Raw genomic sequence first — 12,824 nt, forward strand, 5'->3', positions numbered from 1 at the left:
TTCGCAACTCGAGGGCTACCGGCTGTTCTTCGTCACCACGACCTAGGTTGCAGTCGCCCACTGGATGTTAGGCATGCGGGCCAGATAAGCGAAATAGGAATAGGTCGAAGCGTTCTTTAAAGCCTGCTTATTGTTGAGTGTGAACACTTTGGTCCCGTAAGCAGGATTATTTGGATCACCGCCGATGTTGAAATGATCGATGCCGCCAGCAAAATGCACGCTCTCGTGCATGATGATGTCGGTGAGCGTCTCATCGTCCGTCGGCGGATTGTCGCAGCGCGCCAGCACAAAGGTCAAGCCCGTCTTATCCTTCTTTGCCCAGCCACCGACATTGGCGTAGGCCATGTCGTTGGGGCGGATGGCGGGGCCGACGTTGAGATATTCCGTTCCACCCTTCACTGTCCCGTAGAAATCCGCGATTTGGCGATAGACGACCTTGATGGCATCGAGGTCTCTGCGGATCATGAAATCGAATGTGTGCTCCTTGATTTTGAAGCAGCGATCGACGAGAGCAAAAGCTTGGTCATTGTACCAATTGACGCCGGGCTGCCGCAGCGAGCATTGCGCCCAGAAGAGGACCTTTTCAGCGCTGTCGCGCCAGTTGTCAGCGTCACCCACCAAGCTCCGCGCCCGCACGAGAAAAGTCGCTGCTGTCATCGTTTCCCTCCAGTATCCGGATTGCCGGTTTGCCAAGGCCGAATTGCTATACTGGATGGAGGGGCTTTCCTGTGCGCCGGCACACCTGTGCTAAAACCAGGAAGGAGAAAAGGCGGCCGCGATGCGCGAAACGGCTCTCCCGCAATATCAAGTGCAAAGGTGGAATGGGCTCGCTACCGATTCTGCCCTGGCACCCACAGCACATCCTTGGCGCCTTTGTCGTTGACATAACGAGACGCGACGAAAAGGAAATCCGAGAGGCGGTTGATGTATTTCAGCGCCGGCGCGCTCACGGTCTCGTTCTCCCGCGCCGCAAGCTCGACCATCAGCCGCTCGGCCCGCCGCGCGATCGTGCGGGCGAGATGCAGATGCGCCGCCGCTGGCGATCCGCCGGGCAGGACGAACGAGCGCAACGGCTTCAATTCGCCGTTCAATTCATCGATTTCCCGCTCCAGCCGCTCGACCTGCGCGTCGATGATCCGCAAGGGCTCATACTCGAGTTTCGCGCCCGTGTCGGGCGTGCAGAGATCGGCGCCGAGATCGAAGAGGTCGTTCTGGATGCGTGCGAGCATCGCATCGACCTGCGGCGTCACCGACAATCGCGCCAGTCCGACCGCGGCGTTGGCCTCGTCCACCGTGCCGAAGGCCGCAACCCGTACATCGTATTTGGGGCGCCGCTGCCCATCGCCGAGGCCCGTGGTGCCTTTGTCTCCGGTGCGCGTGTAAATCCGGTTGAGCTTGACCATGGCAGCGCGCCCTAGCTTTTACGGAACATGATGACGAGGGCGATGATGATGATCGCAATGAATTGCAGGGTGACGCGCCAGCGCATCAGCATTTGCGACGTATTGGCGCTGCCGCCGCGGAACATGTTGATGAAGCCCATCACGAGGACGCAGAAGACCGCGAAGACCGCGAGCGCGACGATGCCGTTGCCGGAAAACAGGGACACTGAGAGCCTTTTTTATCGTTCGCCGCCAAAGCTTCCTGCCGACGGTACGCCACCATCCTTAATACGGCTGCATCAGCCGCTCAAGATAATCGAGTTCCTCCTGCGCCCGGCTGCGGTCGCCGAGGCGATTGCGTAATTCCTCGATGATTTTCATGGCGCGCTGCGCCGGCGTCGCTTCGACGCTCGTATTGCCGTTGCCGGTCGCGACCCCGCGCGACATGTCGTCTTTCGAGAAGGTGCGGCCGAGCGGGTCGGTCGGTTTGCCTTGCCCGTCCATGCCGTTCGCGCTCTGGTTCTGCTGTCCCTGGCCGTTCGGCCCGTCTTTCAGGCCTTCCCTCTGCTTTTCCATCTGGTCGTTCAGCGCCTGCGCGCCGCGCCGCAAAGCATCGAGTGCGCGGCCTTCCGCATCGAGCGCCTGGCGCTCGTTGCCCGGTCCGCCCTTCAGCGCGTTCTCGGCGTCGCCCATGCCTTTTTGCGCCTCGTCAAAATCGGGCACGCCCTTCATCCCCAATTGCTTCATCCTGCGTTTCAGGTCATCGAGCCGCTGCTGCAGATCCTGCTGGCGCTGGTCGAGGCTTTGCTGACCCGACGAGCCGGAATTGCCGGCCATGCCGTTCGGGCCTTTGCCTTGCTGCCCCTGGCCGTTGGGAGTCTGCCCGTTGGGCATGCCGAACGGGTTTTGCCCCATGCCCTGGCGGTTCTGGTTGCGCTGGCCCTGGCGATAGGTGTCGTCGCGCAATTGCTCCTGATCATGCAGCATCTTGTCGAGGTCGTTCATCGCCTCGTTCATGTTGCGATCCATATTGTCGCCCGGCGCGCCGGGGCCGGCGGCGCGCAGATTGTTGAGCATGTTTTCCATCTGGTCGAGCATGCGCTGCGCATCGACCCGGTTGCCCGATTGCGACAATTCCTGCAGGCGGTCCATCAGCCGTTTCAAGTCCTGCTGGGTGATGATCTGCTGCTTCTTCAGTTCGGAATCGTCGAATTTCTCGCCATTCGCCTGACGCCGGTTCAGATCCGCGATATAGGCGTCCATGGCGTCCTGCAACTGTTTCATCAGTTGCTTGATTTCCTCGTCCGAGGCGCCGTTCTGCAGCGCGTCGCGCAAGGCCTGTTCGGCCGCGCGCAGGTTTTGCAGTGCGGAGGAGGTGGAATCGCCCTCTAGATCGAGCGCCATCGCCCAGAGGAAATCGGCCACATCGCGCAAATCGGCATCGGTCTTGGCATGGTCGAGGCGGGTTTGCGCCGTCGCAAGGCCGAGATAGATGCTGCTGGTCGTGCCCATTTCCCGCGGGGCCAGCATCAGGGTGGCGATCGCCTTGCCGACATGGGCCGCGTTGTCGGGATCGAGGATCAGATTGCGCCGCTGCTCAACAAGCGCCTTGGCCAAGGGATTGGTGAAGGTGCGCTGCGGCAATTGCACCGTGACTTCTTCGCTGCGGCCTTCCTGGCCCGGATCGTCGCGCGCCACCAGCACCATGGTCACCCGCGCGCCGGCCCATGGGTGATCGGTCAGATTGATCGTGGTTTCGCCGTCGCCCAGCCCGCCCGGCGCCGACGGCAGGGCCAGATCCGCTTTCGGCGGATCCACCAGGGTCCGCCCGGTGATCTTGCGGTTGCCGATGATCGGGTTCTTGAACCGCGCTTCGGCGCTGACGACACCGTAATCGTCGTTCGTCTTATAGCGCACGGTCAGCCCGCCATGCAGGTCGGGCACCGGCTTTCCGAGCAAGGTGATGGTCGGCGGGTGGTCGGGAATGACCTCGATGTCGTAATCGGCGAGGGTCGAAAATCCGTGCTTCACACCAACCTTGGCGTCGCTTTTCAGCACATAGCGATATTCGCCCGCCGGTGCGGCTTTGCCATCGGCCGGTTTTGCCGCAGCCGTCACGGCGCCGCCGCTCGGGCTCACATTCAGCCCGTTTGCCTCGGACGAGCGGATGACCAGGATCGAGCCCTCGGGGGCCTGCAGGTGCCGCGGCGCGTTCAAGGCGCCAGCCTGGCTCTGCTTATCATTCAAAAGAATCGGCGCCTTGCCGGTATAGAGCGGTGGGTCGATCCAAGCGTCGAAGCGGAAACTTGCCGCCGTGGCGGCGTCGCCGCTCCAGTCGAAGGCGGCAGCGATCCGGTCCACTTTCTCCGGCCCCGCGAGGAAGGCCGAGGCGGCCAGGGCCACGAACAGGATTGCGCGGAACGCATAGCGATCCTTGTGCGCCATGCGCGGTGAGGGGGGCGCCAAGGTGAGATTTTGTGCGGCGATCGCGATCCGCCGCTGGTGTAGCGCCCAGAGCGCAGCGGTCGCCGGGTCGTCGGTGCGATTCGCGAGTTGGTCGGAGAGCGTGCTGGCCGGCCGATGCGGGATCTCAGAATCGCGGTCGATGCGGTGCAGCGCCTGAGTATAGGTCGGCCACCCAGATCGCAGGAAAATGTAAAAAATCAAAGGGATAGAAAGCGCGAACAGGGCGACCCCGGCGATGCGACCCCAGGCCGGCAAGGCAAGCCACAGCCCTGCCCAGGACAGCGTCACGAACAGCACGGCGCAGCTGGTCAGGGTCACGAAGAGCGGCCACAGGCGCTCAAAAGTCAGGACGACATGGGCGCGCAGGGCGAGTTTGCGCAGCAAATCCGCGGCTTTTGATCTCGTCTCGCCTGACCCCACACCGGTCTCCAATCGTTTCCTTTGGCTTCAAGTCCAACCTAACACGCAGCCTGCCGGTTTCCAGTGGCACAATTGCGGCATCGGGCGGGATAAAGGGCTTTTGCGTTCTTGAGCGCGCGGCGATTCCCGTTTATGCGAGGGCATCCCGCCGTTCTGGAGCAATTTGATGAAAGCCCGTGTCACCGTAACCTTGAAAAATGGCGTCCTCGACCCGCAGGGCAAGGCAATCGAAGGGGCGCTGAAATCGCTCGGCATCGAGGGGGTGGCGAGCGTCCGGCAGGGCAAGGTGTTCGATATCGAGCTTGGCGCCACCGACAAGGCCAAGGCCGAAGCGGTGCTGAAGGATGCCTGCGAAAAGCTGCTCGCCAATACGGTGGTGGAGAATTACCGGGTGGAATTGGTTTGATCTGAGCCATTGGGGGGCACATGTTCAAAAAGCTTTGTTTGACTCTGATGCTGTCGCTTGCCGTGGCGGGGTGCCAAGGTACCGGAAATGTTGCGATCGCGCCGGCAAATTCGGATCTGTTGCAAGCCGGATTCGCCCCCGCGCCGATTCCCGCCGATATACATATTGCTCCGAACACGACGATCACGGGGGCCTATGCGTGCCCCGCTTCGAGATGTGGCGCACCGGTTGGACTCGTCACGGGACGGGTAAAAGCTGCCGTGCCTCAAAGCGGTGTCACCGCTGAAGACGCAATCCGGTCAGGTGTCTACAATTCCGCCGGGCTCGGCACGTTATTGGGGCGGATGATGACAAGCCGCGTTGCGCAGGATATGCCCGGCGCGTCGATGACGGTCACGCACACGGCGATCGATCAAAAAAATGCCACTGTTGACATGTCTGGAACGGCGACATCGGCACAGGGCACGCTTCTGCATTATCGCATGCGTATCCTCGTCAGGCAAAACACGCCGGAGGTGGTTTTTGCAATATCGTCGACGCAGGCAATTGCTTCTCGCTACGCACGCCTCGATTGGCTGCCATAGGCACTATTTGACGATGAAGGACCGATCATGAAATCCGCAGTCATCACCTTCCCCGGCTCCAATCGCGACGGCGATGTGGCCGATGCCTTGCAGCAGGCCACGGGCCAGGCTCCGGCGCGCCTGTGGCATGCGGATTACGAATTGCCCCGCGGCACCGATCTTGTCGTGCTGCCCGGCGGGTTTTCCTATGGCGATTATTTGCGCTGCGGCGCCATTGCGGGCCGCGCGCATCTCATGGAGGCGGTGCGCAAACATGCGGCGGCCGGCGGGCTGGTGCTCGGCATTTGCAACGGCTTCCAGATCCTATGCGAAAGCGGCCTGCTGCCGGGCGTGTTGATGCGTAACCGCGACTTGCGCTTCGTGTGCAAGATGCAGCATCTGAAGGTCGAGCGGAACGACACGCGCTACACGCGGGCTTATGCCGCGGGCCAGGTGATCAAGGTCTGCATCGCTCATGGCGACGGCAATTACGAGGCGCATGAAGAAACGATCCGCGCGCTCGAGGCGGAGGGCCGCGTGGCGTTCCGCTATTGCGACGCGAACGGCGCGGTCGGCGGCGCGGCCAATCCCAATGGCTCGACCAACGACATCGCCGGCATCTATTCGGAAAAATTCAACGTGCTCGGCATGATGCCGCATCCCGAAAATCTGATCGACGATCTCGTCGGCGGTATCGACGGGCGCGGCTTGTTCGCGAGCCTGATGAAAGCGGCGTGACCTTTATTTCCTCTTCTCCCCGTGAACGAGGAGAAGCGATCACCGTGGACCTTTGTTGTGACTCAAGAACCGCAAATCACCCCCGACCTCGTTGCCTCGCACGGCCTGAAGCCCGATGAATACGAGCGCATCCTGCAGCTCATCGGCCGTGAGCCGACCTTCACCGAGCTTGGCATTTTCTCGGCCATGTGGAACGAGCATTGCTCGTACAAATCCTCGCGCATCCACTTGCGCAAATTGCCGACCAAGGCGCCGTGGGTCATTCAGGGACCGGGCGAGAATGCCGGCGTGATCGACATCGGCGACGGCCAGGCCTGCGTCTTCAAGATGGAGAGCCACAATCACCCGTCCTTCATCGAGCCCTACCAGGGCGCGGCGACGGGGGTCGGCGGCATCCTGCGCGACGTTTTCACCATGGGCGCGCGGCCGATCGCCTGTTTGAACCTGTTGCGCTTCGGCGCGCCCGAGCACCCGAAAACCCACAATCTCGTGGCCGGCGTGGTCGCGGGCATCGGCGGTTACGGCAATTCCTTCGGCGTGCCGACGGTGGGCGGTTCGGTCGGGTTCCACACCCGTTATGACGGCAATATTCTCGTCAACGCCATGGCGGTCGGCCTCGCCAAATCGGACGAGATTTTCTACGCCAAGGCCACCGGCGTCGGCAATCCGATCGTCTATCTCGGCTCGAAAACCGGCCGCGACGGCATCCACGGCGCGACCATGGCGTCCGCGTCTTTCGAGGCCGATGCCGAGGAAAAGCGCCCGACCGTGCAGGTCGGCGACCCGTTCTCCGAAAAGCTGCTGCTGGAGGCTTGCCTCGAACTGATGGCCTCCGGCTCGGTGATCGCCATTCAGGACATGGGCGCTGCCGGGCTCACCTCGTCGGCGGTCGAAATGGGCGCGAAAGGCAATCTCGGCATCGAGCTCGACCTCGACAAAGTGCCGTGCCGTGAAGAGGCCATGACGGCTTACGAGATGATGCTGTCGGAAAGCCAGGAGCGCATGCTCATGGTGCTCAAACCCGGCATGGAACAGGTCGCGGAAGCGATTTTCGTCAAATGGGGCCTCGATTTCGCGATCATCGGCAAGACCACCGACACGTTGCGTTTCGTCGTCAAGCGCCATGGCGAGGTAAAGGCCGATCTGCCGATCAAGGAACTCGGCGACGAGGCGCCGCTCTACGACCGCCCCTGGGTGCCGACGCCGAAAAAGCCAGAGATCGACGCCGCAAGCGTGAAGCCGCCGGTCTCGAACGGCGAGGCCTTGGCGAAGCTGCTCGCGACGCCGGACCTGTGTTCCAAGCGCTGGGTCTGGGAGCAATATGACCATCTGATCCTCGGCAATTCGGTGCAGCAACCGGGCGGCGACGCCGCGATCGTGCGTATCGACAAAGGACCCAAGGGCCTCGCCTTCACCACCGACGTGACGCCGCGCTATTGCGAGGCGGATCCGGTCGAGGGCGGCAAGCAGGCGGTGGCTGAAGCATGGCGCAATCTCACCGCCGCCGGCGCAAAGCCCTTGGCGCTCACCGACAATCTGAATTTCGGCAATCCGGAAAAGCCCGAATATATGGGGCAGTTCGTCGGCTGTCTGGAGGGCATCGGCGAGGCGGCGCGTGCGCTCGACTTCCCGATCGTCTCGGGCAATGTCTCGCTCTACAACGAGACGCAGGGACGCGGCATTCTCCCCACACCCAGCATCGGCGGCGTCGGCGTGGTGGCGGACGTGACCAAGACGGCGCGCATCGCCTTCAAGGCCGCCGACGAGGCGATCGTGCTGATCGGCGACGCCAAGGGCTGGCTCGGCCAGTCGCTGTATTTGCGCGACATTTGCGGCCGCGAGGAAGGCGCGCCGCCCCCCGTGGATCTTGCCGCGGAGCGCCGCAACGGCGATTTCGTCCGCGGCCTGATCGTGGCCGGCCGGGTGAGTGCCGTGCACGACATTTCCGACGGTGGTCTCGCTGTGGCCGTGGCGGAAATGGCGCTCGCGTCGCGCATCGGCGCGCGGATCGACAGCGACGATCACGCCGCGCTGTTCGGCGAGGATCAGGCGCGCTATGTGCTCGTCGCGGATGACGCCGAAACCCAGAAAATCCTGGTGGAAGCGCAGGCGGCCGGCGTTCCGGCGAAAATCATCGGCCGCACCGGCGGCGATGCGGTCGTCCTGGGGCAGGATGCGCCGGTCAGCCTCGCCACATTGGAGCACGCGCACGAATCCTGGCTGCCGGACTATATGGCCGCCGGCCACTAACGGAGAAACGACATGGCGATGGAAGCCGCTGAAATCGAACGTTTGATCAAAGAGGCCATGCCGGATGCCAAGGTCGAAATTCGCGACCTGGCCGGCGATGGCGACCATTATGCCGCGACTGTGGTGTCGAGCGTCTTCAAGGGCAAAAGCCGGGTACAGCAGCACCAGATGGTCTATGCCGCGCTGAAAGGCCAGATGGGCGGCGTGCTGCATGCCCTCGCCCTGCAGACGAGCTCGCCAGAATAGACACTCGGTGCCGGCTTTTTCGCGCTGCGGCCGCCTGCGACCTTAAAACCGCATTTGCCGTTGTGCGAAGACCCTCTATATAGGCTGAAAACCTTCTTTTTCCGGCCCTTTTTACAGAGTGAGACCCATGACCAGCATCCACGACCAGATCGACCATGAAGTGAAATCCAACGACGTTGTCCTGTTCATGAAGGGCACGCCGGATTTTCCGATGTGCGGCTTCTCGCAGCGGGTTGCCTTCATCCTCGACAAGGTCGGCGTGCCCTATAAGGGCGTCAATGTGCTGGAAAACGATGCGATCCGCCAGGGCATCAAGGACTATGCCAATTGGCCGACCATTCCGCAGCTCTACATCAAAGGCGAGTTCGTCGGCGGCTGCGACATCGTCACCGAAATGTTCCAGTCGGGCGAACTCGCCAATCACCTGAAGGAAGCCGGTGTTGCCGTCAAGGCGGCCTGAGCCGGCATTGGGACCGCGGCCGTCTCGGCCGCAAAATGGCATGGTTTGAGCGGGCGAGACGTCCGCGGTCCTGGCGCACCCGGCGTGAGGCGAGGCGATCATGGAGCCGGTCTTTAGCCTTGAGCGGCAAGAGGTTCTGTTCCGCGTCGCGGTTGGCGACATCACGGCGCTGGCGGTCGATGCGATCGTCAATGCGGCCAACAACAGCCTCTTGGGCGGGGGCGGCGTCGACGGTGCCATTCACCGCGCGGCCGGCCCCGACCTTCTGAAAGAATGCCGCACTTTGGGCGGCTGCGCGACGGGCGATGCCAAGATTACGCGCGGCTACCGCTTGTCGGCCAAATTCGTCATCCACACGGTCGGCCCCGTGTGGCACGGCGGTAGCAAGGGCGAAGCGGATGCGCTCGCCTCGTGTTATGTCCGCTCCTTGGGCCTGGCGAAGCAACACGATCTGACCGCGATCGCCTTTCCCGCCATTTCCACCGGCGCCTATGGCTATCCCGCGCGCGAGGCGGCACGCATTGCGGTGCAGACTTGCGTCGCGCAGACCGCGCCGCCGCTGCGCGAGATCATTTTCTGCTGCTTTTCTGATCGCGCGGCGCGGGATTATGTCGAGCTGTTGGAACGTCTCTCCTGACATCGCGCAGACTGCACGCCACGCGAATTCTCTACGCGGAAAGGTGACGTTCCAGGATCACGGAATCGCCGAACTCGTGCGGCTGGTAGCCGTTCTTGGCGAGTTCCGCGGACATCCGGTCGAGAACCTTGTCGTCAGCGAAGGCCCGAAGGAGTTCGAAATGGCTTTCGCCGGGCATGTGCACGCCGGTCAGGATGGCATCGACAACGCGTAGCGGGGTTTTTCGCCCGATGCGCCCGTGCGCAATCCCATCGCCCGGGCAAATGCTGCCATCGGTTTCGACGGCGGATTCGAGGGCGCGGACCACCGTCGTCCCGATCGCAATAATGCGCCCGCCGGCTGCCTTGGCCCTTGCGATGGCCTTCGCGGTCCGCAGCGGAATGCGATAAGGTTCGTCGAACGGTAGGCGGAGGTCGAGCACGGGATCACCGGTGGATGAGATCCCGGCAGCGTGGGTGAGCGTAGCGAATTTGACGCCGCGCCGTTGCCAGGCCGCGAGGGTGTGCCAGTTAAGGCTAAAACCCGCGGAAGGCGGCTCGAATGCAAAGGGCTCGGTGGCAATCCGCGTCCACACATCCCACAAGACCAGGCGTTCCGCCACATGCGCATATTGAATCGGCCGACCGTGGTGCGCGAGACCTGCCAGAATGGTTCGGCGATCGCCGAGGAAGCGCAATTCGAAGAGGCGCGGATGGTCAAGCAGGTGCTCGACGATAGCGATGAACGGGCCCAGCGCCAACCGGTCTCCCGCCGAAAGCGGCGGGGGCGGCGCGCGGTCCTCGGTGCGCATCCGGCAATCTCCAGCTCCGAACGCCAGGGCGATAAACCGCGTGGGATCGCCCGCGCAGATCCATCCGGCGAGGCGGATCTCGATCGGCTCATTGGTGGCGCAGTGCCGACCATGCAAGCTTGCCGGCAGGGTCGCCGCATCATTGGCGACCACGAGATCTCCGGGGCGGAACAGTGCGGCGAGGTCGGTGCGCTGCAAATGCCGCGTCGTTCCATCCGCGCTGATCGCGAGGAGCTTGGCGGTCTGTCTCTCAAGTTGGTCCGCCGCAATCATCGCGTCGCCCCCGCGGAACGGCCGACACGCCTTGACAACAGCGCGGTGACGGCTTCGAAAATCTCCGCGGCGGCGGTCTCGGGGCGTTTTAGGCTCGCCCGATCGGCGTCGGGCACGGCCAAGGCGTGCAGCGGCGTATCCATGTCGCCAGGGTCGATCGAGAGGAAATGCACGCCTTCCGCCGCCGCCTCTTCACCCCAGATGCTCGTCATGTGCCGCAGCGCCGCCTTGCTCGCGCCGTAAGCGCCCCAACCACTATAGGCCTGGATGGCCGCATCGCTGGAAATGTTGACCACGACTGCACCGCGCCGATCGCGCGCCGAAGCGGCGAGAGCGCCGAACACGGCTTTGGTCAAGCGGAACGGCCCGAGCAGATTGACCGCGAGTGCGCGTTCAAGATCCTCGCATTCAGTGTCGGCTAGAAGTGCTAGCGGCGTCGGTCCAAGGCTCGACGCACAATTGATGAGGACGTCGAGTCCACCCAGGGCGCCGAGCATCTGCAAGGCGATCGGGTAGATCTCTTCCTTGCGGCCAATATCGCCGACAATTCCATGCGCGCCGGTTTCCGCTGTGGTGCGCTCAACATTCGCGGCGGTGCGGGCGACGAAGGCGAGTTTGGCGCCGCGCGCGGCAAACAGCCGGACAAGCGCCAGCCCCAAACCCGATGTTCCGCCTGTGACGGCCACGCGCAATCTTTTGAAATCAATGTCCGTTGTCATCGGCGATCTCCTCTCAATGCAAGAGGAGGTACTGATACAAGTTCAAGTGAACTTGAAGTCAAGCGCAAATCGTGCATGACTGCGGATATGGACAAGGTGCTGACCATCAACCAAATTTCGCAGCGAAGCGGCGTTGCGTCGTCAGCCTTGCGTTATTACGAGCAATTGGGGCTGATTACCTCGGAGCGGGCCGGATCGGGGCACCGTCGCTATCCGCGATCCGTCCTGCGCCGCATCGCCTTCATCGTCTTCGCCCAACGGATCGGGCTGTCGCTTGAGGAAATCGGCGCCGAACTTGCTAAGCTTCCGATTGATCGCGTTCCGACCCGTCGCGACTGGACACGTTTGTCGGGCGCGTGGACGGAGCGGATCGATCGGCAGATCGCGCAATTGCAGCGTCTCAAAACCGGCCTCTCGCAGTGCATCGGCTGCGGCTGCCTGTCGATCGACCGGTGCCGTCTGGCAAACCCGGCCGACCGTGCCGGCCGCGCGGGGCCGGGCGCACGCTATCTGCTTGAGTGACAATCGCGGGCGTAGAAATTCAGAGATCCGACATTCAGGCTTTCACCGGAATCCAAATCTCCACGTCGCCTGTTCCGGTGCGCGGATCGAAGCGTTCGTCATAGCGTTCGAAGCTCGGCGCGTGCTGCGGTTCGATCGATGTGGCCGGACGCCAGACGTTGTGAATCGCCGCCCAAGTGTTGCGGATGGCCGAAATATGGTCGCGATGCAGAAAGACGGCGTAGCGCTGCGGCGCGAGCTTCGCTTGCGAAAACCCTTCCGGCAATTTATCGCCGCCGCGCACTTCGACCGCGCACATATATTCGAATTCGCCGTCGTCGGTGAAGTTCCAGTGCAGGCCATACGCGTCCCCACCGATCTGTCCCGGCACATGGCCGATATGCGGCGCGAAGCTCTGCCATTGCGCGGGAATGGCGGCGATGGTTGCGACCGTGCATGGCCGGCTCAAACCCGCCATGATTTTGGCTCCGGCAGTCTCGAAGCGAATGGGTTCGATCGTTGAAAGCGCAAGCGTGTTCATGTCGAAAGGCTCCACAAGCATGAGATCATCGAGATGGCCGTGTGCCCGCAAAGCCTCCGGCGTAAGGCCGAATTGTTCGCGGAACGCACGGGTGAATGCTTCGTGCGAGCCATAACCGGCGTCGAGCGCGACTTGCAGAATATCGCTCGCGCCCTTCGCCAATGCGCGGGCCGATTCGCTCAGGCGGCGGCCGCGCAGATAGGCGGTGATGGAATAGCCAATGGTTTCGCCGAAACTGCGCGACAGATGATAACGCGACACTTGCGCGACCTCGGCAATGTCATCGAGCGCAATATCTTGCGCGAAATGACTTTCGATGAACCACAAAGCCTTGCCAATCGGAGTCATGGGGCTCTCACGTCACTCACCTAGCCGCTATAGCGCCATCGCCATGCCGCCATTTGATCGCGCTTGCGCTCTGGCGCATTTTTC

At 62.6% G+C, this 12,824-nt stretch carries 15 protein-coding genes; 8 read left to right on the plus strand and 7 right to left on the minus strand.

The genetic code is table 11. From position 1 onward, the window contains the following. Positions 1 to 42 precede the first annotated feature (42 nt). The 4 genes from V9T28_RS01225 to V9T28_RS01240 form a co-directional block, all read right to left on the minus strand. Positions 43 to 657 (minus strand): hypothetical protein, encoded by a 615-nt coding sequence (locus tag V9T28_RS01225; protein ID WP_116400408.1) that lies wholly within the window; start codon positions 655 to 657, stop codon positions 43 to 45. Between the two features lie 173 nt (positions 658 to 830). Then, positions 831 to 1,403 (minus strand): cob(I)yrinic acid a,c-diamide adenosyltransferase, encoded by a 573-nt coding sequence (locus V9T28_RS01230; RefSeq protein ID WP_116400409.1) that lies wholly within the window; start codon positions 1,401 to 1,403, stop codon positions 831 to 833. Between the two features lie 11 nt (positions 1,404 to 1,414). Then, positions 1,415 to 1,609, minus strand: coding sequence for a twin transmembrane helix small protein (locus V9T28_RS01235; RefSeq protein WP_116400410.1), 195 nt, complete (start codon positions 1,607 to 1,609; stop codon positions 1,415 to 1,417). A 58-nt stretch (positions 1,610 to 1,667) separates the two neighbouring features. Beyond that, entirely contained in the window at positions 1,668 to 4,268 is a 2,601-nt protein-coding gene (locus V9T28_RS01240; protein ID WP_158554768.1) for a TIGR02302 family protein, read from the minus strand. A gap of 166 nt (positions 4,269 to 4,434) precedes the next feature. Between V9T28_RS01240 and purS the strand changes: the two genes are divergently transcribed. The 7 genes from purS (at position 4,435) to V9T28_RS01275 (ending at position 9,568) form a co-directional block, all read left to right on the plus strand. Beyond that, a complete protein-coding gene (purS, locus tag V9T28_RS01245; protein WP_116400412.1) occupies positions 4,435 to 4,674 on the plus strand; it encodes a phosphoribosylformylglycinamidine synthase subunit PurS in 240 nt (79 codons plus the stop codon). Between the two features lie 20 nt (positions 4,675 to 4,694). Continuing rightward, complete coding sequence (locus V9T28_RS01250) at positions 4,695 to 5,258, plus strand: hypothetical protein (RefSeq protein ID WP_116400413.1); 564 nt, start codon at positions 4,695 to 4,697, stop codon at positions 5,256 to 5,258. A gap of 27 nt (positions 5,259 to 5,285) precedes the next feature. Continuing rightward, positions 5,286 to 5,975: a phosphoribosylformylglycinamidine synthase subunit PurQ gene (gene purQ, locus V9T28_RS01255; RefSeq protein ID WP_116400414.1), complete on the plus strand. Its 690-nt coding sequence runs from the start codon at positions 5,286 to 5,288 to the stop codon at positions 5,973 to 5,975. A gap of 57 nt (positions 5,976 to 6,032) precedes the next feature. Continuing rightward, positions 6,033 to 8,225, plus strand: a complete 2,193-nt coding sequence (gene purL, locus V9T28_RS01260; protein WP_199500087.1) for a phosphoribosylformylglycinamidine synthase subunit PurL — start codon at positions 6,033 to 6,035, stop codon at positions 8,223 to 8,225. A gap of 12 nt (positions 8,226 to 8,237) precedes the next feature. After that, positions 8,238 to 8,471 (plus strand): BolA family protein, encoded by a 234-nt coding sequence (locus V9T28_RS01265; protein ID WP_116400416.1) that lies wholly within the window; start codon positions 8,238 to 8,240, stop codon positions 8,469 to 8,471. A gap of 127 nt (positions 8,472 to 8,598) precedes the next feature. Then, on the plus strand, positions 8,599 to 8,931 hold the full coding sequence (grxD, locus tag V9T28_RS01270) for a Grx4 family monothiol glutaredoxin (RefSeq protein ID WP_116400417.1): 333 nt from the start codon (positions 8,599 to 8,601) through the stop codon (positions 8,929 to 8,931). Positions 8,932 to 9,031: 100 nt separating this feature from the next. Next, positions 9,032 to 9,568, plus strand: coding sequence for an O-acetyl-ADP-ribose deacetylase (locus V9T28_RS01275; RefSeq protein WP_116400418.1), 537 nt, complete (start codon positions 9,032 to 9,034; stop codon positions 9,566 to 9,568). Positions 9,569 to 9,599: 31 nt separating this feature from the next. Here V9T28_RS01275 and V9T28_RS01280 read toward each other — a convergent pair whose 3' ends face one another. Both V9T28_RS01280 and V9T28_RS01285 read right to left on the minus strand, forming a co-directional pair. Next, positions 9,600 to 10,631 carry an S-adenosylmethionine:tRNA ribosyltransferase-isomerase gene (locus V9T28_RS01280; RefSeq protein WP_116400419.1) on the minus strand — a complete coding sequence of 344 codons (1,032 nt, stop codon included), beginning with the start codon at positions 10,629 to 10,631 and terminating at the stop codon, positions 9,600 to 9,602. Then, positions 10,628 to 11,350, minus strand: a complete 723-nt coding sequence (locus tag V9T28_RS01285) for an SDR family NAD(P)-dependent oxidoreductase (RefSeq protein WP_116400420.1) — start codon at positions 11,348 to 11,350, stop codon at positions 10,628 to 10,630. The genes V9T28_RS01280 and V9T28_RS01285 overlap by 4 nt, the downstream gene beginning before the upstream one ends. Positions 11,351 to 11,437: 87 nt before the next feature. On the opposite strand from V9T28_RS01285, the gene soxR reads away from it, so the two are divergent. Further along, entirely contained in the window at positions 11,438 to 11,872 is a 435-nt protein-coding gene (gene soxR / locus V9T28_RS01290) for a redox-sensitive transcriptional activator SoxR (protein ID WP_116400734.1), read from the plus strand. Positions 11,873 to 11,906: 34 nt separating this feature from the next. Here soxR and V9T28_RS01295 read toward each other — a convergent pair whose 3' ends face one another. Further along, the gene (locus tag V9T28_RS01295; RefSeq protein WP_116400421.1) at positions 11,907 to 12,740 is read right to left on the minus strand and encodes an AraC family transcriptional regulator; all 834 of its coding nucleotides are present in this window, start codon (positions 12,738 to 12,740) and stop codon (positions 11,907 to 11,909) included. Positions 12,741 to 12,824 lie beyond the last annotated feature (84 nt).

The sequence above is a fragment of the Methylovirgula sp. 4M-Z18 genome (genome assembly GCF_037890675.1).
Classification (GTDB): Bacteria; Pseudomonadota; Alphaproteobacteria; order Rhizobiales; family Beijerinckiaceae; genus 4M-Z18.

Excerpts from the sequence above, each read along its gene's own strand:
- V9T28_RS01225 (WP_116400408.1), bottom strand. The coding sequence starts at position 657 with ATGACAGCAGCGACTTTTCTCGTGCGGGCGCGGAGCTTGGTGGGTGAC.
- V9T28_RS01230 (WP_116400409.1), bottom strand. The coding sequence starts at position 1,403 with ATGGTCAAGCTCAACCGGATTTACACGCGCACCGGAGACAAAGGCACC.
- purS (WP_116400412.1), top strand. The coding sequence starts at position 4,435 with ATGAAAGCCCGTGTCACCGTAACCTTGAAAAATGGCGTCCTCGACCCG.
- V9T28_RS01250 (WP_116400413.1), top strand. The coding sequence starts at position 4,695 with ATGTTCAAAAAGCTTTGTTTGACTCTGATGCTGTCGCTTGCCGTGGCG.
- purQ (WP_116400414.1), top strand. The coding sequence starts at position 5,286 with ATGAAATCCGCAGTCATCACCTTCCCCGGCTCCAATCGCGACGGCGAT.
- V9T28_RS01265 (WP_116400416.1), top strand. The coding sequence starts at position 8,238 with ATGGCGATGGAAGCCGCTGAAATCGAACGTTTGATCAAAGAGGCCATG.
- grxD (WP_116400417.1), top strand. The coding sequence starts at position 8,599 with ATGACCAGCATCCACGACCAGATCGACCATGAAGTGAAATCCAACGAC.
- V9T28_RS01275 (WP_116400418.1), top strand. The coding sequence starts at position 9,032 with ATGGAGCCGGTCTTTAGCCTTGAGCGGCAAGAGGTTCTGTTCCGCGTC.
- V9T28_RS01280 (WP_116400419.1), bottom strand. The coding sequence starts at position 10,631 with ATGATTGCGGCGGACCAACTTGAGAGACAGACCGCCAAGCTCCTCGCG.
- V9T28_RS01285 (WP_116400420.1), bottom strand. The coding sequence starts at position 11,350 with ATGACAACGGACATTGATTTCAAAAGATTGCGCGTGGCCGTCACAGGC.
- soxR (WP_116400734.1), top strand. The coding sequence starts at position 11,438 with ATGGACAAGGTGCTGACCATCAACCAAATTTCGCAGCGAAGCGGCGTT.
- V9T28_RS01295 (WP_116400421.1), bottom strand. The coding sequence starts at position 12,740 with ATGACTCCGATTGGCAAGGCTTTGTGGTTCATCGAAAGTCATTTCGCG.